Consider the following 25,137-nt stretch of genomic DNA (forward strand, 5'->3'; position numbering starts at 1 on the left):
TTTATGAGTTTTTTTAAAAAGCTGAGAGACAGCATTGCAAGCAAAACGGAGTCGGTGACCAAACAGTTCAAGGACGGGTTGGAAAAGACGCGTAAAGGCCTTGTAGAAAAAGTGTCGGATCTCGTTATCCGTCGCAAAAAAATCGACGAGGAATTCTATGAAGAATTGGAAGAGATTCTGATTGGAGCCGACGTAGGTGTCAATACGGTCATGAAACTGATTGAAGATCTGCGTGATGAGGTCAAAAAACGCAAAATTGAGGATGCGGCTGAACTACAGCCTGTATTGTCCGAAAAACTGACGGATTTGCTTCGTGGCGAGCAGAATAATGAACTGAAAATGAATCCGGATGGAATCACGGTCATTTTATTTGTCGGTGTTAATGGTGTTGGTAAAACAACAACGATTGGTAAGCTGGCCCATCGCTTCAAACAGCAGGGTAAAAAGGTCATCATGGCAGCAGGTGATACGTTCCGTGCCGGAGCGATCGAACAACTTGAAGTATGGGGACAACGTGCTGGTGTGGAAGTCATCAAGCAACAATCAGGTTCTGACCCTGCAGCTGTAATGTATGATGCTGTACAGGCTGCGAAGCAGCGGGGTGCTGATGTATTGCTCTGTGATACAGCAGGCCGTCTGCAAAATAAATCCAATCTGATGGACGAACTCAACAAAATCTATCGTGTCATTCAACGTGAAATTCCGGAAGCACCTCATGAAGTATTAATGGTGCTGGATGCAACTACAGGTCAGAATGCACTGAATCAGGCCAAACTCTTTGGAGAGAAGAGCGGGGTAACTGGACTTGTACTGACGAAGCTGGATGGTACCGCCAAAGGTGGTATTGTTGTTGCAATTCGTCAGGAGTTGGATCTGCCTGTGAAGCTGGTCGGACTGGGTGAGAAAATTGATGATCTGCAGCCATTCGACTCGGAGCAATTCGTACATGCGTTGTTTGCCGGATTGATTCAAGAACAGCCAGCTGAAAGTGCTGAAGAAGAGGAAGCTAATTCCTAGAATCATTAATAAATAGGATAGCGTTAACCGTATTGCCAGTGATATACGTGATAAGTGTCACGTGTAATGTCACTGGCAATACGTGTATAATGGGAATAAAGCAGGCAATGCTAAAGGGTTAGAAAGGACGGTTGAAAATGGCCAATACTCATACCTATTCTCGCCGTGAAGAAGTCGCCAATGCGGTGACACATGGAATCGGCGCTGCACTCAGTGTAGCTGCACTGGTGATATTGATTGTATTTGCAAGTATGAAAGGCACGGCTTGGCATGTGGTCAGTTTCACGATCTACGGGATCACCATGCTGCTGCTCTATACGAGCTCTACACTCGTGCATGCATGGAAAGATGGAAAAGTGAAAGACTTATTTGAGATTTTCGACCATTCTTCCATATATTTGTTTATTGCGGGATCGTACACTCCGCTTTTGTTTATTGCTGTTCGCGGCACACTAGGATGGACCCTGTTCGGTATAATCTGGGGAGTCGCATTATTCGGCGTAATCTTTAAGGCGTTTTTTACGAAAAGGTTTCTGTTCATGTCCACGATTTTCTATATTGCGATGGGCTGGCTCATCGTTATTGCCTGGCAACCGCTTATGACTGCCATCCCTACAGGCGGAATTGTGCTGCTGGTTGCTGGAGGTCTGATGTATACACTGGGGACGCTGTTTTATGTGTGGCGTGGATTTCCGTACCACCATGCGATTTGGCATCTGTTTGTGCTCGCAGGCAGTATTCTTCATTTCTTTATGGTACTGCTGTACCTGACACCACTTCGCTAGAACACGGTAGATAGCGTAAAACGAATCGGCTCCATCTGTGGAGACCCATTCGTTTTTTTTGTTCTATATAAAGGACACAGCAGGCTGAATTCTACTGTAGATGAATGGCTAAGATCAACCTTGTAGGCACGAAAAATGAGTGTAAAATGAACGTTTTTATTGTGACAAGTATTTTTGCTTGACAACCTGATTTGTTTTAGGTATTATTAGGAACGTTGCAAGAGTGTAAAGTGTTTTTCCTTGACGAAGGGAGTGCCCCGTTATGAGTCAAGAAAACCGGCTTGAGAAGACAAACCGGATCAACTTGCTGTTTGCTTTCTATGAACGGTTGCTTACCGAGAAACAGCAGACTTTTCTAAAGTATTACTTTCATGATGATTTCTCGCTGGGCGAGATTGCAGCCGAGTTCGAGATCAGCCGCCAGGCGGTATACGAGCATATCAAGCGTGCCGAACAAGTGCTGGAAAATTACGAAAGCAAGCTTGGCTTGCTGGAGAAGCACGAACGGCGCAACCGTAATCTTGAAGATTTGCAAAATGCATTGGAGCGCGCAGGTGTTTCCATTGATAACAACCAACAAATAAACCATATTATTCATCAGCTCAGAGAGTAGTTCGTAAGAGTTGAACGAAACGTATCGGTCCTGAAAACAGTATTACAGCTTAAGGAGGTGGGATCATGGCATTTGAAGGATTAACGACCCGATTGCAGAATGTGTTCAGCAAGCTGCGCGGCAAAGGCAAGGTGTCTGATGAAGATGTTGCCGAAGCGATGCGCGAGGTACGTCTGGCATTGCTCGAAGCGGATGTAAACTTCAAAGTGGTCAAGGAATTCATCGCCAAGGTGAAAGAGAAGGCTGTTGGCAAAGAAGTGATGGAGAGCTTCACGCCAGGAATGGTCATTATCGACATTGTAAACAAGGAACTGACGGATTTGATGGGTGGAAGCCAGTCGAAGCTGGCTAAAGCGAACAAACCACCTACGGTACTGATGATGGTTGGTTTGCAGGGTGCAGGTAAAACGACCACATCCGGTAAACTGGCTAAGATGCTGCAAAAGCAGAATAGCAGACCATTGCTTGTTGCAGGAGATATTTATCGTCCGGCAGCGATCAAGCAATTACAAGTGCTCGGCGAGCAGATCAAAGCGCCGGTATTCACACTGGGAGATCAGACAAGCCCTGTAGAAATTGCACGTCAGGGTCTGCAGCATGCCAAGGACAACGGCAATGACTATGTCATTATCGATACAGCTGGACGCCTGCATGTCGATGAAGAACTGATGGAAGAGCTTCGTCAGATTCACAGCGTAGTAAATCCCGATGAAGTATTGCTTGTCGTAGACAGCATGACAGGTCAGGATGCAGTTAATGTGGCAGAACACTTTAACCAGCAGCTTAATCTGACGGGTGTCGTTCTGACCAAGCTTGACGGAGATACTCGTGGTGGTGCCGCGCTTTCTGTTAAAGCAGTCACCGGTTGCCCAATCAAGTTTGCTTCCCTTGGTGAGAAACTTGATGCACTGGAACCTTTCCATCCGGAGCGTATGGCTTCACGTATTCTTGGTATGGGTGATATGCTCTCTCTGATTGAGAAAGCACAGTCCAACATTGATACCGATAAAGCCAAGGAAATGGAACGGAAGATGCGTAATGCAGAATTCACGTTTGAAGATTTCCTTGAGCAAATGGATCAAGTGAAAAAGCTGGGGCCAATCGATCAGATCATGGATATGATTCCTGGTATGGGCAAGATGAAACAAGCCAAGGACCTGAAAGTTGATGATAAACAGATGGGACGAATCGAAGCGATCGTGTACTCCATGACGACCGAAGAGAAACGTAACCCGGATATGATCAACCATAGCCGACGGAAGCGGATTGCTACAGGTAGTGGAACGTCCCTGGCCGAAGTAAACCGTTTGATCAAGCAGTTTGATGAGATGCGCCGCATGATGAAACAGTTCTCGGATATGATGGGGCCTAAAGGCGGCAAGAATAAAGCGATGAAGCAGCTTAAGGGTCTGGGCAAAGGAATGAAGTTTCCTTTCCGTTGATTCTGGGAGCAGCTGAACGATATACAGATTTCATTGAAGGAGGTGAATTTTCAAATGGCAGTTCGTATTCGTCTGAAACGTATGGGTGCTCACAAAGCTCCTTTCTACCGCGTAGTGGTATCGGATTCCCGTTCCCCACGTGACGGTCGTTTTATCGAGGAGATCGGTTACTACAACCCGGTTGAACAACCGGCTGTTGTTAAGATCGATGAAGATAAAGCATTGGCATGGCTTCAAAACGGTGCACAAGCATCTGACACTGTCCGCAACTTGCTGAGCAAAGCGGGCGTGATGAAGAAGTTCCACGAGTCTAAATTGACTAAATAAGGTGCTGATTCGGAGGGTCCTCTATGGAAGAATTAGTAAGCATAATTGCTAAGGCTTTGGTCGATCATCCGGAAGATGTGGCGGTTCGGACGGTTGAGAAAGACCGGCTTGTCGTTTATGAGTTAACCGTTCATCCTGACGATGTTGGGAAAGTAATTGGTAAACAGGGGCGAATCGCAAAGTCTCTTCGTACAGTCGTCACATCAGCAGCAGTTAAGATGGATAAACGGGTAACCGTCGATATCATATCTTAAAGATATACGAAAGGGGGTTAGGATGCATGTCCTAGCCCCTTTTCGTGCATGCTGAAACTTAAATCACAGTGATCCGAAGAACGATCCGTAACCAGAACGGCTGCGGGAGATCATCACATATAAGTACCAATATGAATGGATTGTAGGAGGAAAGTATGGCAGAGTTTATGAATGTAGGTAAAATCGTCAATACGCATGGCATTCGCGGAGAGGTGAGAATCATGCCTTTAACTGATTTCCCGGAAGTACGTTTTGCGAAAAATGCAGAGTTGTTTTTCTTTACACCAGATAATCATCCAGTCATGGTTAACGTGGAATCTGCACGTTTGCATAAGAATATGTATATTCTTCGTCTGAAAGAGTATGGCAACATTAATGAAGTAGAGAAATTTAAAGGCGGCATGGCCAAAGTGCTAAAAGAGAATCTGGCAGAGCTGGAGGAAGGTGAATACTACTTCCATCAAATCGTTGGGTGTTCTGTCATCACCGAAGAGGGTGAAACACTTGGAACCATCTCTGAAATTTTGACTCCTGGAGCGAATGATGTATGGGTTGTCAAAACGCCTGCAGGCAAAGAAATTCTGCTTCCGGTTATTGATGATGTTGTTCTTGATGTGGACGTTACAGAGAAGCAAGTCAAGGTTCACCTGATGGAAGGGCTGCTGTAACATGAAAGTGGATGTATTAACCCTATTCCCGGAAATGTTTGACGGTGTGTTCGGAACCAGCATTCTGGGCAAAGCCCAAACCAAAGGGCTTGTATCTCTGGGAGCAACAAACTTCCGAAATTTTGCGACCAACAAACATAATACAGTTGACGATGCACCTTACGGCGGTGGTGGAGGTATGGTATTAAAGCCAGATCCCATCTTTGCTGCTGTCGAGGATGTATTAGAGCAGCGAGGCGAAGCTGCGGCAACGATGAAACCGCCACGTATCATTCTCATGTGCCCGCAAGGTGAGACGTTCACACAGAAAAAAGCAGAGGAGCTTGTACAAGAAGACCATCTGATTTTTATTTGCGGACATTATGAAGGCTATGATGAGCGTATCCGTGAGTTTCTCGTGACGGACGAATTGTCGATTGGTGATTACGTGCTGACGGGCGGCGAGCTGCCTGCGATGGTGGCAATTGACAGTATTGTACGCCTTATTCCGGGTGTACTGGGTAATGAGACAAGTGCTGTAACGGATTCATTCAGTACCGGATTGCTTGAATACCCGCATTACACACGTCCTCCAGAATTCAGAGGTATGAAGGTGCCTGATATGTTGTTATCCGGACATCATCTGAATATTGAGGCATGGCGCAGGGAGCAGTCCTTGCTTCGCACGCTGGAACGTAGACCGGATATGTTGGAGACGGCGGATTTGACGGACAAAGAACGGATTTGGCTAAAGAAGATTCGTTCCGATCGTGAAAAGAATGCAGAGTAATTTGATATTATCTCGTTTGAGCTCGTAAAATAATCTCATTCGAAATCTTGAAAGACCAGCCTTGTGAGATATAGGTTGGTCTTTTTCTGTATTGAATAATTTGAAAAAACTGGATTTCCATTGGCAGATACTATAAAATATAAGTGTATTATGAAACTTAGTTTCATCAAATGAAACGAAAGGCGGCGTATATATGTCTTATCACTTTTATGGTCTTGACCATGTACAACTTGCTGCACCAGAAGAGTGTGAAACGGATGCACGTGATTTTTTTTATAAAGTGTTAGGTTGGAACGAGATTCGCAAACCTGAAATGTTGAGAAAACGTGGTGGTGTTTGGTTTCAATGTGGCATGCATCAAGTACATATTGGAGTGCAAAAAGATTTTGTTCCCGCTATAAAAGCACATCCGGCATTTCACGTACAGAATTTAGATGCGTTGCGTGACGATCTGAATCGTAACCATATTCAAGTCATTGATGATGAAGCACGGACTGACGAAGGTGTAAAAAGGTTCTATATCAATGATCCCTTTGGAAATCGACTTGAATTTCTGGAATGGATTAAGCCATAGGCCAACAAGCTTACTCCTACTATTGAACACTTTTGCCGTTTTGAACATTTTTCCATGTTCCGAAATGGGGTTGTATAAACTGAAAGATTTCTTTATGGTGATTTCAGCTTTATAAATTGAACTAAACTAAACATTTACACGAGAAACGGAGAGGACAGAAATAACCTGAAGAAGCGGAGCGTTCGCCTTTATCACCGGATTTTCCCATTTGAAAAAGAGAATTTAAAAAATCTGGGGATAACAGCGATCGGAAGGTTGTTCTGTCATCGGAGTGGTAAGTGTAAATATTCTTTAGTTTAATTTATATAGAAGCGTATGAAGACGACATGCTGAGGAGGAAGAGTATGAATCATCAGCCTTATGAAGTGGGCAGAGTGGATATTTGTGAAGCTGGAGAGCGCTGCAAGATGCTTCTGGGGGATCTGAATGGAGATGGCAGGCTGGAGATGCTGTTGGTGCAGGCAGATGGGGGCATAGACGATCGTTACGTTCCGCATCAGGTATGCTGTTTGTCGGCATATGATCTGGATGGAACATTAATGTGGCAGGTCGGAACACCGGATCCGGATGCAGGCGGTCCAGGATCAGACTATCCCGCTCAGATTGCAGATTGGGATGGGGACGGAAATAATGAAGTGCTGTGTGTGATGAACAAACAATTTCTTATTCTGGACGGAAGTACCGGTGAGATAAAGAAACGTCATGATTTGCCTGGAGAGCAAGCGCATGACTGTCTTATTCTTGCAAACCTGACTGGTGACCAACACACAATGGATATCCTGCTGAAGGATCGGTATAAGACGTTATGGGCATTAGATCACGATTTCAATTTGTTGTGGAAGCATGAAGGCAATATAGGTCATTTTCCGTGGGTCTACGATATTGATGGGGATGGCAAGGATGAAGTGATGGCCGGGTATGACATGCTGGATCATGATGGGACATTATTATGGTCCTGTCAGAATCTTGAGGATCACGCAGACTGTATATGGTTTGGCGATGTGGATGAGGACGGGGAAGTTGAAATTGTTATCGGTGGCAGTGTCACGGTGATGATGGATCGGCACGGTAATGAAAAATGGCGTTATGAGGATTCGATTGAATCACAGCATATTGCTTTGGGGAAATTTTATAGTGAAAGACAAGGATTACAGATTGCAGGCTTGGATCGGATTATTCGTGGAGATGAGAATGGTAAGGATGGAATGTTTATGCTGGATAGCGACGGAAAGGAACTTTGGAAAGAAGATCGTAAAACTCGTGGCTGGTTAACCATTATTGAGCCTGTACGCAACTGGGATGACAGCGGGCTTGACTATATCCTGGCTTATCGCCGAGGTGGGGGCGTCCTGCCAGGTTTGATTAATGGTAATATGAAAACGGTTGCAGTGTTTGGGAAAGAGGGCTACGCTGTACATGCCGACTTGTGTCAGAGCGGAAGGGAACAGATCATCATCTATGATGCACATGAAGCCGTGATCTATTCCAGCTCAGTGATGGATGTAACCACGCCAACCTCTTTGGACATAAAAAGAGCCCAGCTTCAGCCAAAAAGGCTGTATAGCTCGACTCTTTATCCAGGCGGGGAAGTTTCAATCTAGCTTAATGACTGATCTCTACGACAGGAAGGATGTCCTGTTGGTCTGATTGAGGATGGAGCAATGCAGCCAAATCGGTTCCTGTCGTAACCGTTAATCGTGGGAGCTTCATGGGATTATCCCCAGGTCGAACAAAGCCTGAACGTACGGAAAAGGCCATGCGATACCCATTTTGCTGCAGCTGATAGATCATCTGTGTGCTGGTATAACCGAAAGGGTAGGCAAGATACGGCGTATCAATACCCGTTTCTTTCATCAGCTTGACGTCATCATTCAGCAGGCTTGTGTCGAGTCCGACGGGCACGTTGTCGCCGCAACGCATATATCCCTTGTGATGCAGATTATAGGTATGGCTGTTGAACTCAAAGACGTCTTTAGCGGCCAACATCTCCTGTTTGGAGATGAACGTTTTTTTGGCTGGATCAAAAGCCGAAGGCTGATCCTGAATTTTGCTGCCGATCACAAACAGGGAAGCATGGAAATTATATTTTTTAAGCACAGGGTAGGCTAAAGTATAATTGTTCTGATACCCATCATCAAAGGTGATGACAATGGACTTTTTGGGCAGGGAGATCTGTCCATTCACGTATTGCTCTAGCTGCTCCAGTGTGATTGTGTTGTACCCTTCTTCATGCAAATATTTCATGTTTTCTTCGAAGTCTTCCAGATTAATGATCGATTTGTTGTTTGTTTCATGATTGTTGATTTTGGGCTGTATGTAATGATACATCAGTACAGGTACTTCAGTAGCCGAACCTTGTGCGATGTGAAAGGTAGCCAGATCAAGTGCAGGTTTGCTGGAATAATCGGAGTGAGACATTAGAAATGCCTTACGTTTGACCATATCCCAGGACGTGCAAGCTTTGTGAGACATTGCATTGGTAGGATGAGTTACCGCGTAAGCATACATTGTAATGGTACAAGTGAGTAATGCGAGTGCAGCAAGAGCAATTTTTTTGAAGTATTTCATAGTTCGTTTGGTTCTCCTTTTGCCATTTCATTTCTTCGTGGAATTACATTTAGATGCATCAGCACGTAATCCAACAAGCTATATCATAGACGATCTTTCTTGACAGAAAGTTACAGTATTTTTTCCGTCTAATCCTTGACTTATTCAAGAATACTAATTATGACAATCCATAGGGTGAAGCTTCGATGTGCACAAAGGAATTGTGCAGAAAAACGGATGGACAGGTGTAGTTTAATGGAATTGTAATGTGACTATAATAGAATTCAGGACGTATTTTAGATGATTGTTATAGCGGATAACGACTAATTGGAGTAAAGGGAACTAAAGAGGATTAAAGGCGATTGAAGAACCAAAGAGTTCCGTCAGCAATTTGTTTAATTTTCCTTGTGTTTTGTTATGGTGCGTGATACAATAAGTCTGTTATGTGGAATACGGCGGTCCTCTATGGATAATGAAGGAGACAAGGTGTTCTCTGGAAGAAGTATGAACGCCTGTACGGAAGGAGGGAGTCATAGATGAATATCGTTCAAGCGATTACACAAGAACAACTTCGTAAAGATATTCCGAGTTTTCGTCCTGGTGACACTTTGAAAGTGCACGTTAAGGTAATCGAGGGAACTCGTGAGCGTATCCAATTGTTCGAAGGTGTTGTGATTAAACGCCGTGGTGGTGGAATCAGTGAGACTTTTACAGTTCGTAAAATTTCTTACGGTGTAGGTGTGGAAAGAGCTTTCCCGCTTCATTCCCCTAAAATCGATAGAATCGAAGTGGCTCGCCGTGGTAAAGTGCGTCGTGCGAAGCTTTATTATCTTCGTGAACTACGCGGTAAAGCAGCGAGAATTAAAGAAATTCGTTAATATAACGGATACCGGGGAGGGCTTGGAGACAAGCCCTTTTCGTTTTTGTCCGGGAAAAGTTGAACCGGAGGTGCACTTCCGAGTAAAATGGTATGGCGGCACACGCGCGAATAGTCCGGGAGGCTTGTGGAATCAGTTATTGAAGGACATTTGAATTGTGGATTAAATGTACTGGTAATGCTTGCGTGTAAGATTACATAACTGATGATGTGTAAAAACTGCTATAACATGTACTGTGAAGAGAGGAAGATCATTAATGGAACAGGAAGTTCAACAGGACCAGGGCAATACTGTCGAAGAGAAAGGCAGTCGATCCAAAAAAGCCAAAAATGAAATTTTCGAATGGCTCAAAGCCATCGTGATCGCACTAGTACTTGTCATTTTGATTCGGTGGTTGCTGTTCAAACCGTTTGTTGTGGACGGGCCTTCCATGCAACCGAATTTTCATACAGGTGAACGTGTGATTGTCAATGAAATTTTATATGATATCAGAGAGCCACAGCGCGGAGAAGTTATCGTATTCCACGTTCCATCTGAGGGCCGTGATTTCATTAAACGTGTCATTGCTGTCGCTGGTGATACCGTTGAGGTCCAGGACGATACGGTGCTGGTCAATGGTAAAAAAGTCGATGAGACTTACATTCAGGGAGCAATCGATGCTGCTGAAGCGAACGGTGGAACCTATAACGTGAAGGACTTCCCTAATGAGCAATTCCCGGATGGGAAAGTACCTGAAGGTCATGTTTTTGTAATGGGGGATAACCGTCCAAACAGTACGGATAGCCGGATGATCGGTTATGTGTCACTGACGGATATTGTAGGTCGTGCAGATGTAATTTTCTGGCCGATCGGCGATATCAAATGGATTAACCATTAATATGAATGCAGGATATATAAGCAAAATATAAAGTGTACACCAAAACGTAGAGGGCAGAACTAATCTGGGGATAATAGAAATCTAAGATTGTTTTGCCAGCGAAATGATGCGGTGTGCATGTCGTAGAAAAAGCTTGTATATCAACAAATAATGAGGTGAAGACAAGGTGACGATTCAATGGTTTCCAGGTCATATGACCCGAGCCAGACGCCAGATTCAGGATAAGTTAAAGCTGATTGACGTGGTCATCGAACTGCTGGATGCCCGTCTGCCTGTCTCCAGCCGCAACCCGATGATTGACGAGATTTTACAGGGCAAACCCCGGATGATTTTGTTGAATAAGTCCGACTTGGCGGATGCGAAAGTGACGCAAGAATGGATTGAATATTTCAAAAAAGAGGGAATCACTGCTTTCCCTGTAGATGCTTCAACAGGTACCAACGTGAAAGACATCCCAACGCAAGCGAAGCTTCTCCTTAAAGAAAAAATTGATCGTCAAATAGCTAAAGGGATTAACCCGAGAGCGGTTCGTGGACTGATTGTTGGTATTCCAAACGTGGGTAAATCCACGCTAATTAACCGACTAGCTGGACGGAACATTGCGGCAACGGGAGATCGTCCTGGTGTGACGAAGGGACAACAGTGGATCAAAGTTGGTAAAGAAATGGAACTGCTGGATACCCCGGGTATTCTTTGGCCGAAATTTGAAGATCAAAACGTGGGTTATCGTCTTGCGGTAACAGGTGCAATTAAGGAAGAGATTCTGAATGCAGAAGACATCGCCTTTTTTGGCATCAGTTATCTAATGCGTTATTACTGGGATTCTCTTGAGGAACGATATGGGCTTCAGGAGTTCTCCAAGGATGCGGATGATTCGGACAGCGTTGTTGCGATTATGGAACAGGTTGGTCGTATACGTGGTTGTGTTGTAAGTGGTGGGCGTATCGATTTGGAAAAGGCATCGCGAGCATTTCTGCGTGAACTGCGTGCGGGCAAAATGGGACGTTTCTCTATGGAAGCTCCTTATTAAATAAGAGACAACTGCCGAAAGAAGCGGCCGTTACCGGATCACCGGGAGCGGTCGCTTTTTGTCATACTGGAATTTAAAATAGAGGAACCTTGATTGATCTGGAAGGTGATTCTAGAAAATTGCACTTTATGGGATTGTATTGTACGTATATCTGGGTCTCTTAAATCATGCTATGATGAGTGGTGAAGATTTAGCCTGCTCAATCCTGAATATCTTCAATTTAAGCCATCAGATACCGATAAAAGAATAACTCACCATCGTATGATTATATATGCTCCACAGAAGTTTATTTCTTATTCAATAGGATCTGATAGAACAAAAATTGGGAATCTACGTCTATATACCAAAATGATATAAAAGTGATGTGTTGAAGCAAGAGTGGGCAGAGGAGATGACACCGTAATGAAGGAAATGAATGAGTTAACTGAATTGACGCAACTGGATGCCCTGGTTGAACCGAAAAAGAAGAAAAAAGAATTGGTGGAGCCCAAAGATTTGCTGATCTATGAGCGTGAATATTGGGAAAGCGGATTTGAACGTATTGCCGGCATTGATGAAGTGGGACGTGGTTGTTTATTTGGAGATGTAGTAGCGGCAGCCGTTATTTTACCTCGTGATCTGATTCTGGAAGGGGTTAATGATTCCAAGAAATTAACGGAGAAAAAGCGTGACGCATTATATGACATTATTATGGAAAAGGCGTTGTCAGTGGGGATCGGTTATGCAGATGCGGAAACGATTGATCAACTGAATATTAAGCAGGCTGCAAGGCTTGCCATGAAACGTGCGGTAGGAGCGCTTGAGGGTGTGCCGGACTACCTTTTGGTGGATGCAGAAAAGGTGGATGTGAATATACCGCAGTTGTCCATTATTAAAGGCGATGCCAACAGTCAGTCCATTGCGGCAGCATCCATTATTGCGAAGGTTACCCGGGATCGGCTTTGCAAGGAGGATTGGGATACGTTATATCCGGAATACGGGTTATCGATACATAAGGGATATGCAACGAAATTTCATCGTGAACAAATTATGGCTCTTGGTGCTACACCCATGCATCGTCGCAGTTTTCTCGGCAATCTGCTCGGAGAACAGCATACTTTATTTTAATTAAACCATACACGGAGGGAGGGTGAAGTTATGAATATAAGTTCCGTGATTCGTGGGCTGCTGGGAGATAGTAAACCGGGAAATGCCAAGCCACTGGAGTTAAAGGAAGGTCAGATTGTACGGGGTTCTGTGGTTAGTGTATCCGAAGATGGAGCAGATGCGGTTCTTCAGATTCAGGGTATACAGGTGCGTGCAAAACTGGAAACTCCGCTTCGGCCAGGTGAAACAACTTTGCTTCAGGTCCAGCCTCCAGGTGAAAATGGTGTAACGGTAATGAAACCACTGACGGGTACATTGGCGGAACTGCCACAGGCGTCTTTGAACAATTTGCTTCAGGAGGTAGGTTTGCCGGATACCAAGGGGAATCGGGAACTGCTGTTAGCTATGCAGCGAAGTGGATTACCTTTATCAAAGGATAATGTAGCCATGGTTCAAAATATGATGACAGCCAAACCTGCACAGGTGCCTGTTGAAGAATGGGTTCAGGCGACAGGGATTGCTTTTCAGCGTGGTCTTCCGGTTACAGTGGAAACGGTAAAGGGTCTGCATCAAGCTGTATTTGGTCCGCCACTACATCAGTTGTTGAAGGGTTTGGCTGAACAGCTGGAGTCCATGCTGACCCAAACTGCGGGTAAACCGGCATCTACCGGAGAACAGGCGACTTCTGTGAAACCAGCCATCATGGCTGGATTGCCTGTTCCGTTGGTTGGAGAGCAGACTGGAGAGGCTTTAACTGCATCAGGCGGTAACCGTCAGGTAGGAGGCTCAACTGGTTTATCCGGGCAACTTGTGCCAGGGGCAGCTGCTAATGATGCTCCAATGGTTGATGGATCGAGGGATACTGCTGGCGGTGCGGTTAAAGGCAATGGGCAGACTGGTGTAGCCAATGCAGAGAATGCTGGGCTTAAGAGTGGGGCCAGCCATGTTGAAACTGCTGGCAAGGTGGGTACAGGTATTCCGGCAGGAACCGGAATACCTGGTGAAAGCCCGCGTGCAGCTGACGCAGGCGTTGCTGGGAGCCGCCCGGGCATGCCGGGGGCGGCAGTGGATGTTGCGGCTGGCCGGGTGATCGCAGGCCAGCCTGAGGGGGGCGCGGCCGGGCGAACCGACGGCCGCGGTGAAACGCCTGCTGCTGCGGGGCCCGTCGCTTCTGCAGCAGGGCAGGCGGCGCCAGCAGATCCATCGGCAGCGCAGCTGGCGCCCAAGCTGCTGGCGCTGCTGGACGCGCTGCGCAGCGCGTCCACAGCCGCACCGGCACAGCCTGGTGCGGCGACACAGGCCGCCCCTGCATCGCAGGGCGGCCAAGCGGCTGCGGCTGCCGGAGGCGTGCCGCAGCCTTTGCCAGCCGGCGCGGATGCGCTGCCGGCTGGCGGTAGTGCCGCAGCACCTGCGGGAGCTGCGGCGGCGCCCGTCACCCACGAGGGGGACCCGTGGGTGGGACGTGTGTTGAAGCTGCTCGGTGCGGAGCACGAGCAGCAGGCAGTGCACGGCGCGGCTGCGCAGGCGCGTGTGGGGGATGTGGCGAGTCCGGGAACCGCGGACACGCTGAAGGGCTTGCTGCTGCAGCTTGCCAGCAGCGATGGGGCACCGGCGGCGCTCAAGGATGCCGCCGGACAGGCTGTGCAATTTCTGACAGGTCAGCAGTTATTGCTGACAACAGATCGCAGTGCTACCTTTGCCCAGATGCACTGGTTTATTCCCATTACCGGACCTGACGGAGAAGAGACGGCTTCCGTTCAGATTCAATCACGCCGTGGGCAACGCGGTGAATTGGATGCATCCAACTGCCGCCTTTGGTTTGATCTGGATATGAAAAGTCTTGGTCCAACACTGGTGGATGTGCATGTTGTTAATAATATCGTCAGTCTGCGTGTACTTAATGACGGCGAAGGAATGGGATCGCTCCTGGAAAGTGGGCGCGATGAGATCCATAAGGCACTGGACAAGCTGGGTTATCAGTTGCTGACTTTCAAGGCGGAACCCTGGCCTGTTGGCCAGGAACCGGGTGCCGAACGGAAAATGACTGCCTCGGACTACAGTCCTGAACGATACAAAGGAGTGGACATGCGGGTATGAAAGAGGATTCGCAACCGGACCTGATGTCCAAAAAGGCCGTTGCTTTAAAATATGTACCTGGTGAGAGCGAAGCACCAGTGGTCGTAGCCAAAGGTCGTGGCAAAGTGGCAGAAGCCATTCTGGATAAAGCCAAGGAAAATGGTGTGCCTGTTCAGGAGGATGCTGCGCTTGTCGAAGTGCTTTCCAAACTGGATTTGGATGAACAGATCCCGTCGGAACTGTATCAACTGGTGGCCGAAGTGTTGACCTACATTTATCGTGCTGACCGTCTGGCTTCAGGACAAGAGGAAGAAGAATCATGGTAGAGCGCAGATCAGAACAGGAGCCAGCTTCCAAATTGACACGTCAGCAAAAAGGACGTTTGGGTGAAGAAGCTGCTTGCGACTGGCTCCGGGAGCATAGTTATCGGATTCTCCGTAAAAATTGGCGCTGTCGAAGCGGAGAGATCGATATCGTTGCTTCCCATGAAGGTATGATTGTTTTTATTGAAGTCCGCAGTAGAAGCGGAACTGTGCAGTATGGTACACCCCAGGAGTCGGTAGATATCCGTAAAATGAAGCAGGTACGTGCAACTGCATCTGTATATTTGCAAATGACGGGAGAGACAGATCATCAAATTCGTTTTGATGTGATCGCAGTCATGCTGGATAAAGCAGGCGAAACCGTCTCGATTGATCATCTTATTAATGCATTTTGAGTCCCTACTATATAAGGGATTCTTCTGATGTGTTAACCCACAGGAAAGACACTTGAAAAAGTGACTCTCCTGTGGGTTATTTTTTTGGGGCTGGTTATAGGAAAAAAGAAATTAAGAACATAACTGCTTCACATGCAGTAATGGTGATACAATTTGTATCTAAAAGTGAGTAATTGAAATTATCCTCGTTGTTAATATTTCCTTTTCCGATCGTTAATGGACTACATCTCATTAATAATTCTCTATATAAGAGCTCAAACGATGTGTTTCAATCCAGTCTACGCTACTGAGTTGCTTGTTATAAAGTGCACTCATTCTCCTTGCCATATATGTCCATTCCGGAGTTCATTCTAATTCCATAAACAATAAAGCTTCGCTATGTGTTCTAACTTGTTGCTAGACGACAAAAGAGAATGGAGCACTTAAAATAAATAGATACAAAATGTATCATTTATAATAAAATAAGAAAAGAAAATATAAAAAAGAGGTGTGAACTATGAAAGAAATTCAATCTGCTGCAGAAAAGAAAGAAAAACAGGCGTGGGAGACTCCTCGAATGGAAGTGCTCGATATTAGTGAAACCATGAACGGTGGCGAGGGGATTTGGCAATATGTATGGGGCGGGGAATTTTGGAAGCTCGAAATGCTAGTCAGTTAGATAGATATAAGAATTTCATATTGTCAATCATATTTTCTACTATATTTGGATGAGGTGAACGATTATCATGAGTAGTCAATGGAAATGGATGGTTCGTTTAAGTGTATTTTTATTATTTTCTGGGGTGCTTGGTCTGCTGCATTCTGAAACGACATATGCAGCTTCCAAAGACGCTTCTGTTAGGGAAATGGGGAATCGTCCCGCTCAAACTGCGTATATTATTGGGAAAATTACTGATAACGATGGTTTTCCAGTAAAAGATGTGAACGTACATATTACGCGGGAAACGGGTGGGGAACAAAAACAAATAGTGAAAACCGATTCTAAAGGAGATTTTAGGTTTGAAACAGTGATAAGTGAAAGCACGGATTTTTCCATTAAAGCGCTAGCCAAGGGATACTTGGATTCAGGAAAGAATTTTAGTTATATTAACTTGAATCCGGGGGGAACAGAAGTAGTAAATTTAGTAATCTTCGAGCCAGCCACCATTGTAGGCAAAGTTACTGATCAATCAGGAAAACCTGTTGTAGGTGCTGTCATTAAAGCAACAACAGTCAGCCAATCTGTAAAGACAGACAGGGAGGGCAACTATGCGATTTCAGGAATAGACAATTATGCCTACAATGAAATTACGATACAGGTTGATGCAAAAGGCTATGTGTTTTACACAAGATATTTATCAGTAGGTACTGGGAGTACAACGAAATTGAACATAGTACTGCAAGATGCGGCGGACGTTAGTGGATTGGTCAAAGATGAACAAGGGAGGCCGGTTGCAGGGGCCACCGTATCTCTTGATAATTTCAAGACGAAAACAGACAAACAAGGCAAGTATTCCATAAATCGACTGCGACCGGAATCAAGCACAATCTCTGTTGAAGCGGATGGTTATATCAAGCAAACAATTAGGGTAACTTTGGTCAAAGGACCTAACAATACATTTGATTTTATTCTCAAGAGTAATGTAGACAAAACCCCGCCTGTAACCAAATATGCTTTAGTTCCTTTAACAGTGGTATCCAACGGAAAACAATATATTAATGGATTTAATTTCAAGTTAAAGGCAACGGACGAAGTTGACGGATCTGGCTTGAAAATGACCCAGTACAGAATCAATGGGGGTGAATGGATCACGTTTACCGGACCAATAAAAATTTATGCCCCTGATGTCAAAACAGTGGAGTATTTCAGCACGGATGTCGCCGGCAACCAGGAAAAAATAAACAAAATGGATTTTGTGAATGGGAAGTATGAAGGAGCAGGATCGTACCCTTATTGATTAAATAGCTATTTATAATGAAGAAAGGCGACGTTGACTCTAAGAATCTCTCCGCGGGGGAAGAGTCGAAGTCGCCTTTTTGCATCCGAAATAACAAGAATGAAATAATGTTATCCGCATTCCTTTGAATCCAATGAACCGATCAGTGTATAATCAAGAGGGTAATCCAGTTTTGCTGCACCGTTTGATTTTTCATAAATGAGTCGATTCACATCGCAGGCTCGAACTGCGGTCACGGATAATTTTTTATAATCTGGGAGGCATGGTCATGAGTAAATCTACCCTAACGGGTAACGTTGTAAGAGAAGCCATTCAAAATCGTCGTACCGTCAAAAAGTTTAAGAAAGAAGCGGTTCCCACACAGCAGATTATTGATTTATTGGACACAGCCGTATGGGCACCCAATCATAAATTGCGTGAGCCGTGGCGGTTTTTATTGTTTAGCGGAAATGGACTGAACAAGCTGGCAGACGCTATTGATGCCGAGATGGGGGAGGATAACAAGTTCTCTGCCAATATCAAGCAGGTTCCTGCCGTTATGCTTGTCGTTATGGAAGAAGATCCGCGCCAGAATATCTGGGATGAAGATTTTGCAGCAGTGAGTGCGTTGGTACAGAACTTCCTGCTCGCGGCATGGAGTGAAGACATTGGTACGTTCTGGGTAACCAAGCCTTTCTTGTACGGACCCAAATTCCGTAAGTCCCTTGGCATTCAGGCTGGGGAAAAAATTATCGGCATGGTTTATATGGGGTATCCAGATGTTATTCCTTCTGCCAAAGAACGTACACCAGCCAAAGACAAGCTGACCATATTTGAATAATTGATATCTTGTTCGCTATACATTCGAACGGGATGCTCTATGCAAAGCCTCTGCAAGTACCCCTCTATTAGAGAGGAGATATACTTGCAGGGGTATTTGACTTGTTAATTTATATAACCTTAAGTTTGAAATCTACAGATATCTCGCTTGAACCTTTTATGATGCTGAATGGCAAAGGCACGTATTTCACCTTATAGCCTTTATTTCCTTGATGATCCTCGCTTAAAACAAATTCAAATCCAGTTGACGATACTGAATCGCCTCAGCCACATGAGCTGTCAAAATGACGCCTTCATGGTCCAAGTCTGCGATCGTCTGGGCCATCTTAATAATCCGATCATGTGCACGCATGCTCAGGTTCAGTGCTTGCAGTGTCTGCTGGAGCAGTTGGTCTGCTTCTTCAGGCAAACGGATTGTTCGACGCAGAAGGGTTCCTGAGAGCTGGCTATTCCAACGAACTGAACTATTAGCATATCGTGCGGCCTGAATATGATGAGCATGAATGACTTTGCCCTGCATTTCCGCAGATGATGGAGAAGCGCCAGCCTTGCGCCACTCGCTCGGGGGAGGAACTTCGACCTGAAGGTCGATGCGATCTAGCAGCGGCCCCGAGATTTTGGCACGGTAGGCGGCAACACGAGCAGGACTGCATATACAGCGTTGATCCTCCGATTGGGCAGAGAGATATCCGCAAGGACAGGGATTCATAGAACAGGCGAGCATAAATTGTGCTGGAAATGTGAACGCGGCTCTCGCCCGGCTAATGGTGACTTTACGATCCTCCAATGGTTGTCTCAACACTTCTAGGACTTGCCGCTGAAACTCGGGCAGCTCATCCAGAAACAATATCCCCCGGTGAGCAAGACTTACTTCACCCGGTTTGGGGATGCCGCCGCCTCCAATTAGACCTGAAGTGGAGATCGTATGGTGTGGAGAGCGAAAGGGTCTGTCTGCAATGAGACCATTCGAGGTATCTTTAAGCTTACCAGCAGCACTTAACACTTTGGTTACTTCCAGCGCTTCGTCTTCAGACAACGGCGGGAGAATCGTAGGCAGCCGTTTGATTAACATGGTTTTCCCTGTTCCTGGTGGTCCGACGAGTAAAATATTGTGCATGCCTGCTGCGGCAATCATGAGTGCACGCTTCACATGATGCTGTCCCAAAACATCACTATAATCATCGTCCAACGACGGAGATCCCATTGGACCCTCACGGTGCTTCATATCACCGTAATTGGGATGTAGAGCAGAGAGATGGGTGTAATCTTTTAAAACAACAGGCCTGGGATTCTGTAGCAGTCCTTTCTTGTTCTTCGAATTCGTTTCCTGTTCTGGAACGATATCTTGCAAATGACGAATGCCATATACCCGAATACCCCGAATCAGCGAAGCCTCTTCCAGATTATCGGAGGGCAGAATAACAGAGGTAAAGCCTTGACGTTTCGCCAAATCTACCATGGACAAAATGCCAGGTACTGATCTCACTGAACCGTCCAATGCCAGCTCACCCACCACCAATGTCCGTTCCTGCACAGGAAGTACTAGCTGACCACTTGTCGTAAGTAAACCAATAGCAATGGCAAGATCAAAAGAAGATCCTTCCTTGCGCAGATCAGCGGGGGCTAGATTAATTGTAATCCGCTGCAACGGATACTGGTAACCACAGTTTTTTATAGCGGCACGAACACGTTCAACCGCTTCACGAATAGCCGAATCCGGCAATCCGATAATAGACGTCTGGGGTAGACCATTCGACAAATCTGTTTCCACCTCTATTAAAACGCTGTCAATTCCATATAAACAGGCACTATGCAGTTTACCGTACATAATAAAAGAAACACCTCACTTCGTCTTTGGCGCGCATAATACGGGCCAGTCTACGAATTAAGGTGCTTCCTCAGCTTCTAACAAGCATTTTATATAAAAGCAATCAGGGCGTCAACCCGTCATCGTCATAGCTGATGTGTATCTATCCCTGACTCCTGGATTGTTTACAGTTTCCGCATGAAGTTTCTCGCAGAAGTATAGAATGTTCAGTTCTGATTCAATATCGCGCTGTTGTGAAAAAGGATGTAGATGCTGGTTGAGCTGTTTCAACATATCAAGAGTTTTTTGTTACGTTGTCATATGATTTCGATCGTATATGCCTCAAATTATATTTTGTACAATTAAATTTAAAGCTATTAAATTGAAAAGTAAAATCATTTGTGCTCAATTATTCTGTTTTTTTTCTAATTTATGATAAGATAGATCAAGGGCTCCATATAATTCGCCGAATTATAGCGGATATAACAGTTGTAAGCCTCTATTATTAAGTTATATAGAATGCACAATAGGTAGGTGAGACAGATCTATGCAGAATGAAAGTTTGAAGCTGGATAACCAATTATGCTTTGCCATATACGCTTGTTCACGTGAAATTACGAAGATGTACCAGCCCTACCTTGAGGTGCTTGGTGTAACCTATTCTCAATACTTGGTCTTGATGGTATTGTGGGAACGTGAAGAATGTACGGTTAAGGAAATCGGAGAGGCGCTTTACCTCGATTCAGGAACATTGACACCTCTTCTGAAACGTTTGCAGTCAGCAGGACTTATTCATCGCGAACGTTCAGCTCAGGATGAACGAAAAGTATTGATTACACTTACAGACGCCGGGCGGGAACTTCGCCATAAAGCCTTGTCTATACCTGAAGCGATCCAGGAAGATGCATGTCTGAACAGTTCAGAATTTGAATCTTTACTGGGACAGTTCAAGGGGCTTCTGGAGAAAGTCCATCAGACCAACACTAAAGAAGCCAGAAAATAAACTGCATCGTTGTATTACTATGAAAAACCTTGGCTTATTAGCTAAGGTTTTTTCCATTAATATCCAAGCATTCACAATATGGGATCATACCCATATCAAAATACTGTCTATTAACCATTACTTTTTTAAGGAAAGCGTTTTAAAAACATGTTACAATGAATTGGGTTTAAGTGAAAATAGTCAACATTTGTCTTTTGTTAGTCTACCAACCCGCCTTGTTGCAGTCATGTTGATAGGAGGATTTGAGAATGAATATCCATGAATATCAAGGAAAAGAAGTACTGAAACAGTATGGAGTCACCGTTCCAAACGGAAAGGTTGCTTATACAGTCGATGAAGCGGTTGCGGCCGCAGAGGCACTGGGCAGTCCGGTGACTGTAGTCAAAGCGCAAATTCATGCAGGTGGCCGGGGGAAAGCCGGCGGCGTGAAAGTAGCGAAAAGTATCGACGAAGTTCGTGCTTACGCATCCGAAATTTTGGGAAAAGTATTGGTAACACACCAGACTGGACCTGAAGGTAAAGAAGTGAAGCGTCTTCTGATTGAAGAAGGATGCGATATCCGCAAAGAGTATTATGTGGGTGTTGTTGTGGACCGTGCCACAGGCCGCGTCGTAATGATGGCTTCCGAAGAAGGCGGTACAGAGATCGAAGAAGTAGCTGAAGCTACACCTGAGAAAATTTTCAAAGAAATTATTGACCCTGCAATTGGATTGCAAGTGTTCCAGGCACGTAAACTGGCCTACAGCATTCGTATTCCTAATGAATTGGTGAACAAAGCAGTTAAGTTTATGCTTGCGTTGTACAAAGCATTTGTCGAAAAAGATTGCTCCATCGCTGAGATTAATCCACTCGTTGTTACCGGAGATGGAAACGTTATCGCGCTGGATGCAAAATTGAATTTTGATTCCAACGCCTTGTTCCGTCACAAAGACATTCTGGAACTGCGTGATCTGGATGAAGAAGACGAAAAAGAAATCGAAGCTTCCAAATACGACCTGAGCTACATAGCACTTGATGGCAACATCGGCTGTATGGTCAATGGTGCGGGACTTGCGATGGCGACGATGGATATCATCAAATACTATGGCGGCGACCCGGCCAACTTCCTCGATGTTGGGGGCGGTGCTACAACAGAGAAAGTGACCGAAGCTTTCAAGATCATTTTGTCTGACGCCAAAGTGGCGGGTATCTTCGTTAACATTTTTGGCGGCATTATGCGTTGTGATGTTATTGCCAATGGTGTTGTTGAAGCAGCGAAGCAGCTGGGTCTGACTAAACCGCTGGTTGTTCGTCTTGAAGGAACTAACGTGGAGCTTGGCAAACGTATTTTGGGTGAATCCGGCCTGAATATCGTTCCTGCTGATTCCATGGCTGATGGTGCACAGAAAATTGTTGCCCTCGTAAAATAAGTTCATTCCTGGGCAAATTGCTGCCTTAGTTCCGGAGCTGTCCGGGACTTGAAAAATAACCGTAAGGATGTGAAGCAACGTGAGTATTTTGATCGATAAAAATACAAAAGTCATTACTCAAGGCATTACGGGTTCAACGGGAATGTTCCACACGAAGGGCGCATTGGACTACGGAACCCAGATGGTAGGTGGCGTTACACCGGGTAAAGGCGGAACCAATGTTGATATTACGCTGGAAGATGGCAAAGTAGTCAGTCTGCCGGTGTTTAATACAGTACAGGAAGCGAAGGAAGCTACTGGCGCAACAGCGAGCGTCATCTACGTTCCTCCGGCATTTGCAGCGGATTCCATCATGGAAGCTGTTGACGCAGAGCTGGATCTCGTGATCTGCATTACCGAAGGTATCCCGGTACTAGATATGGTCAAGGTTGACCGTTTCATGGAAGGCAAAGATACCGTTCTGATCGGACCAAACTGTCCGGGCGTTATTACCCCAGGTGAATGCAAAATCGGCATCATGCCGGGTTATATTCATATGCCTGGTCACGTTGGCGTGGTTTCCCGTAGTGGAACACTCACGTATGAAGCTGTTCATCAATTGTCTGCACGTGGAATTGGACAATCTTCTGCGGTGGGAATCGGTGGTGACCCGGTTAAAGGCTCCGAGTTCATTGATATCCTGAAACGGTTCAATGAAGATCCACAGACACATGCTGTTATCATGATTGGTGAAATCGGTGGTACGGCTGAAGAAGATGCTGCAGAGTGGGTACGCGATAACATGACCAAACCGGTAGTTGGCTTTATCGGTGGGGTTACGGCGCCTCCAGGCAAACGTATGGGTCATGCGGGTGCTATTATCTCTGGTGGTAAAGGTACAGCCAAAGAAAAAATTGCGAAACTGGAATCTTGCGGAATCAAAGTTGCTCCGACGCCAGCTGAAATGGGCTCGACTCTTGTGAGCGTACTTGAAGAACGCGGAATTCTGAATTTGTGCACGACACATTAATTCTTTTCCGTTATAATAGAAGAAACGGTGCAGGAAATTTATTTTTCTGGTGAGCCGACTATTGATAATGCGGAAAAGGTAAGCAACCTTTTGTCCTGAACAGGGCGAAGGGTTGCTTTTTTGCGTTTTTTTACGGGGTGTAAAAGGGCGCTGTTGTCTGCCTGTAAGAGTAAACGCTTGCAATCCGTTGTCACTTATCACACAATATGAGGGAAGATTTTCTTCCCGTTATGGGAGGTTTCTGATTATGGAAGAGAGATGGATTTTGATTGGACTGCATGAAACGGATGGTATTGGTAAGAAAACAATCTCGAAACTGCTATCAGGACAACATCAACTGACGGATCTTCTGAAATATAAAGAAGGAGATTGGATCGCCGCAGGTTTACGCAAGGATCAGTCTACGCGTTTAACTAAGCAATTCAATGCCGACTGGATTGAGCAGAGACAAGAGAGTGTTTATAAACAGGGAATTGAGGTCGTTACCTATCTGGATCAGGATTACCCCATATTAATGAAGGAAACCGTTCAGCCACCCTGGGTAATGTACGGTCGCGGAGACCTGAATCTGCTGCATTCTCAATCCATTGCAATGGTAGGAACCCGTATGCCCACTGTATATGGACGTAAAATTGGTGAGAAGCTGGCGGAGCAATTATGCAAGGCTGGACTGACCATTGTAAGCGGGCTTGCCAGAGGAATAGATAGTGTATGTCACGATGCGGCTTTGCGTGCAAATGGCAAAACTATTGCGGTATTTGGAACAGGAATTGACAACATCTATCCTCCCGAAAATACAAGTCTTGCCGAACGAATTGCCGAAACGGGGCTGCTTTTGTCAGAATATCCCCCAGGTACACGTGCCCGTCAGGGATTATTCCCGGAACGTAATCGGATCATTGCAGGGTTAACCCTCGGTACGCTAGTCGTTGAGGCTGATATCCGAAGTGGATCACTCATTACAGCAGATGCTGCACTCGAAGCGGGAAGAGACGTGTTTGCAGTCCCAGGTCCCATTACATCTCCCAAAAGCCGAGGCTCGCACAATCTGATTCGTCAGGGGGCAAAATTGGTGACCTGTGCCACAGATTTATTGGAAGAGTTTCAATTGGACTTGCCAAATGCGGAGCAACTTCCTTACAATAGAGGACGTTCGGCGGAAAGCAGTGAAACTTCCAATCAAGGAATATTCCCTGTCGTAAAACTTTCTTCAGATGAACAACGTGTTATTTATCTGCTAGAGCAGGAAGAGCAATCACTGGATCAACTTGTGGAACAGCTCAACTGGGATTTTGGACATTTGCATTCAGTTCTGTTATCTTTAATCATAAAAAAGCAGATTAGCCAATTACCTGGAACCAAATACGCGAGGGTATGACGATGCTGCGATAAGGCAGCATGTGAAAATAGATTATTAGCGGAAGTTAGTCCTGCTGCTAATGAAGTATGAATCATCAAAACAAGCAGCAGTTTTATGACTGAGAGGAGGATG

The 25,137-nt window shown here is 45.4% G+C and carries 26 protein-coding genes; 24 read left to right on the forward strand and 2 right to left on the reverse strand.

Translation table 11 applies throughout. The features are described from left to right. Nucleotides 1–3 precede the first annotated feature (3 nt). From ftsY to BMW94_RS00345, 10 genes are all read left to right on the forward strand, one after another. The gene (ftsY, locus tag BMW94_RS00300) at nucleotides 4–1,017 is read left to right on the forward strand and encodes a signal recognition particle-docking protein FtsY (protein WP_090993444.1); all 1,014 of its coding nucleotides are present in this window, start codon (nucleotides 4–6) and stop codon (nucleotides 1,015–1,017) included. A gap of 137 nt (nucleotides 1,018–1,154) precedes the next feature. Next, nucleotides 1,155–1,802 (forward strand): PAQR family membrane homeostasis protein TrhA, encoded by a 648-nt coding sequence (locus tag BMW94_RS00305; protein ID WP_063564664.1) that lies wholly within the window; start codon nucleotides 1,155–1,157, stop codon nucleotides 1,800–1,802. 262 nt (nucleotides 1,803–2,064) lie between these two features. Next, nucleotides 2,065–2,415 carry a putative DNA-binding protein gene (locus tag BMW94_RS00310; RefSeq protein WP_090993446.1) on the forward strand — a complete coding sequence of 117 codons (351 nt, stop codon included), beginning with the start codon at nucleotides 2,065–2,067 and terminating at the stop codon, nucleotides 2,413–2,415. A 65-nt stretch (nucleotides 2,416–2,480) separates the two neighbouring features. Then, the gene (gene ffh, locus BMW94_RS00315) at nucleotides 2,481–3,857 is read left to right on the forward strand and encodes a signal recognition particle protein (protein WP_063564662.1); all 1,377 of its coding nucleotides are present in this window, start codon (nucleotides 2,481–2,483) and stop codon (nucleotides 3,855–3,857) included. Nucleotides 3,858–3,911: 54 nt separating this feature from the next. Further along, complete coding sequence (gene rpsP / locus BMW94_RS00320; RefSeq protein ID WP_090993448.1) at nucleotides 3,912–4,184, forward strand: 30S ribosomal protein S16; 273 nt, start codon at nucleotides 3,912–3,914, stop codon at nucleotides 4,182–4,184. A 23-nt stretch (nucleotides 4,185–4,207) separates the two neighbouring features. Further along, entirely contained in the window at nucleotides 4,208–4,438 is a 231-nt protein-coding gene (locus tag BMW94_RS00325) for a KH domain-containing protein (protein ID WP_024630185.1), read from the forward strand. Nucleotides 4,439–4,593: 155 nt separating this feature from the next. Then, the gene (gene rimM, locus BMW94_RS00330; RefSeq protein ID WP_063564660.1) at nucleotides 4,594–5,106 is read left to right on the forward strand and encodes a ribosome maturation factor RimM; all 513 of its coding nucleotides are present in this window, start codon (nucleotides 4,594–4,596) and stop codon (nucleotides 5,104–5,106) included. Nucleotide 5,107: 1 nt separating this feature from the next. After that, complete coding sequence (gene trmD, locus BMW94_RS00335) at nucleotides 5,108–5,875, forward strand: tRNA (guanosine(37)-N1)-methyltransferase TrmD (protein ID WP_063564659.1); 768 nt, start codon at nucleotides 5,108–5,110, stop codon at nucleotides 5,873–5,875. Nucleotides 5,876–6,068: 193 nt separating this feature from the next. Further along, a complete protein-coding gene (locus BMW94_RS00340; protein ID WP_090993450.1) occupies nucleotides 6,069–6,449 on the forward strand; it encodes a VOC family protein in 381 nt (126 codons plus the stop codon). A 344-nt stretch (nucleotides 6,450–6,793) separates the two neighbouring features. After that, nucleotides 6,794–8,050, forward strand: a complete 1,257-nt coding sequence (locus BMW94_RS00345; protein WP_090993452.1) for a hypothetical protein — start codon at nucleotides 6,794–6,796, stop codon at nucleotides 8,048–8,050. A gap of 1 nt (nucleotide 8,051) precedes the next feature. Here BMW94_RS00345 and BMW94_RS00350 read toward each other — a convergent pair whose 3' ends face one another. Further along, a complete protein-coding gene (locus tag BMW94_RS00350) occupies nucleotides 8,052–9,017 on the reverse strand; it encodes a polysaccharide deacetylase family protein (protein ID WP_090993453.1) in 966 nt (321 codons plus the stop codon). Between the two features lie 515 nt (nucleotides 9,018–9,532). Here BMW94_RS00350 and rplS point away from each other — a divergent pair. From rplS to BMW94_RS00395, 10 genes are all read left to right on the forward strand, one after another. Continuing rightward, the gene (gene rplS / locus BMW94_RS00355; protein WP_024630190.1) at nucleotides 9,533–9,874 is read left to right on the forward strand and encodes a 50S ribosomal protein L19; all 342 of its coding nucleotides are present in this window, start codon (nucleotides 9,533–9,535) and stop codon (nucleotides 9,872–9,874) included. Between the two features lie 256 nt (nucleotides 9,875–10,130). Further along, nucleotides 10,131–10,751 (forward strand): signal peptidase I, encoded by a 621-nt coding sequence (gene lepB, locus BMW94_RS00360; protein ID WP_090993456.1) that lies wholly within the window; start codon nucleotides 10,131–10,133, stop codon nucleotides 10,749–10,751. Nucleotides 10,752–10,917: 166 nt separating this feature from the next. Next, on the forward strand, nucleotides 10,918–11,781 hold the full coding sequence (ylqF, locus tag BMW94_RS00365; RefSeq protein WP_063564655.1) for a ribosome biogenesis GTPase YlqF: 864 nt from the start codon (nucleotides 10,918–10,920) through the stop codon (nucleotides 11,779–11,781). A 411-nt stretch (nucleotides 11,782–12,192) separates the two neighbouring features. Further along, the gene (locus BMW94_RS00370) at nucleotides 12,193–12,888 is read left to right on the forward strand and encodes a ribonuclease HII (RefSeq protein ID WP_090994206.1); all 696 of its coding nucleotides are present in this window, start codon (nucleotides 12,193–12,195) and stop codon (nucleotides 12,886–12,888) included. 30 nt (nucleotides 12,889–12,918) lie between these two features. Then, nucleotides 12,919–14,964, forward strand: coding sequence for a hypothetical protein (locus BMW94_RS00375; protein WP_090993458.1), 2,046 nt, complete (start codon nucleotides 12,919–12,921; stop codon nucleotides 14,962–14,964). Beyond that, the gene (locus BMW94_RS00380) at nucleotides 14,961–15,269 is read left to right on the forward strand and encodes an EscU/YscU/HrcU family type III secretion system export apparatus switch protein (RefSeq protein ID WP_090993460.1); all 309 of its coding nucleotides are present in this window, start codon (nucleotides 14,961–14,963) and stop codon (nucleotides 15,267–15,269) included. Before BMW94_RS00375 ends, BMW94_RS00380 begins: the two co-directional genes overlap by 4 nt. Then, the gene (locus tag BMW94_RS00385) at nucleotides 15,263–15,661 is read left to right on the forward strand and encodes a YraN family protein (RefSeq protein WP_090993462.1); all 399 of its coding nucleotides are present in this window, start codon (nucleotides 15,263–15,265) and stop codon (nucleotides 15,659–15,661) included. The genes BMW94_RS00380 and BMW94_RS00385 overlap by 7 nt, the downstream gene beginning before the upstream one ends. 496 nt (nucleotides 15,662–16,157) lie before the next feature. Then, nucleotides 16,158–16,319, forward strand: coding sequence for a paeninodin family lasso peptide (locus tag BMW94_RS30065; protein ID WP_139209280.1), 162 nt, complete (start codon nucleotides 16,158–16,160; stop codon nucleotides 16,317–16,319). 67 nt (nucleotides 16,320–16,386) lie between these two features. Continuing rightward, nucleotides 16,387–17,598 (forward strand): carboxypeptidase-like regulatory domain-containing protein, encoded by a 1,212-nt coding sequence (locus tag BMW94_RS00390; protein WP_090993464.1) that lies wholly within the window; start codon nucleotides 16,387–16,389, stop codon nucleotides 17,596–17,598. A gap of 268 nt (nucleotides 17,599–17,866) precedes the next feature. Beyond that, nucleotides 17,867–18,418 carry a nitroreductase family protein gene (locus BMW94_RS00395; RefSeq protein ID WP_090993466.1) on the forward strand — a complete coding sequence of 184 codons (552 nt, stop codon included), beginning with the start codon at nucleotides 17,867–17,869 and terminating at the stop codon, nucleotides 18,416–18,418. A 222-nt stretch (nucleotides 18,419–18,640) separates the two neighbouring features. Here the strand turns inward: BMW94_RS00395 and BMW94_RS00400 are convergent, their stop codons facing one another. Beyond that, nucleotides 18,641–20,245 carry a YifB family Mg chelatase-like AAA ATPase gene (locus tag BMW94_RS00400; RefSeq protein WP_090993470.1) on the reverse strand — a complete coding sequence of 535 codons (1,605 nt, stop codon included), beginning with the start codon at nucleotides 20,243–20,245 and terminating at the stop codon, nucleotides 18,641–18,643. A gap of 526 nt (nucleotides 20,246–20,771) precedes the next feature. On the opposite strand from BMW94_RS00400, the gene BMW94_RS00405 reads away from it, so the two are divergent. From BMW94_RS00405 to dprA, 4 genes are all read left to right on the forward strand, one after another. Further along, entirely contained in the window at nucleotides 20,772–21,227 is a 456-nt protein-coding gene (locus BMW94_RS00405; RefSeq protein ID WP_090993472.1) for a MarR family winged helix-turn-helix transcriptional regulator, read from the forward strand. 248 nt (nucleotides 21,228–21,475) lie between these two features. Further along, nucleotides 21,476–22,636: an ADP-forming succinate--CoA ligase subunit beta gene (gene sucC / locus BMW94_RS00410; RefSeq protein ID WP_053783785.1), complete on the forward strand. Its 1,161-nt coding sequence runs from the start codon at nucleotides 21,476–21,478 to the stop codon at nucleotides 22,634–22,636. 79 nt (nucleotides 22,637–22,715) lie between these two features. Then, the gene (gene sucD, locus BMW94_RS00415; RefSeq protein ID WP_024630202.1) at nucleotides 22,716–23,645 is read left to right on the forward strand and encodes a succinate--CoA ligase subunit alpha; all 930 of its coding nucleotides are present in this window, start codon (nucleotides 22,716–22,718) and stop codon (nucleotides 23,643–23,645) included. Nucleotides 23,646–23,892: 247 nt separating this feature from the next. Beyond that, a complete protein-coding gene (dprA, locus tag BMW94_RS00420; RefSeq protein ID WP_090993474.1) occupies nucleotides 23,893–25,023 on the forward strand; it encodes a DNA-processing protein DprA in 1,131 nt (376 codons plus the stop codon). Nucleotides 25,024–25,137: the final 114 nt, after the last annotated feature.

Origin of the sequence: Paenibacillus sp. OK003 (assembly GCF_900109515.1) — a bacterium.
Lineage (GTDB): Bacteria > Bacillota > Bacilli > Paenibacillales > Paenibacillaceae > Paenibacillus > Paenibacillus marchantiae.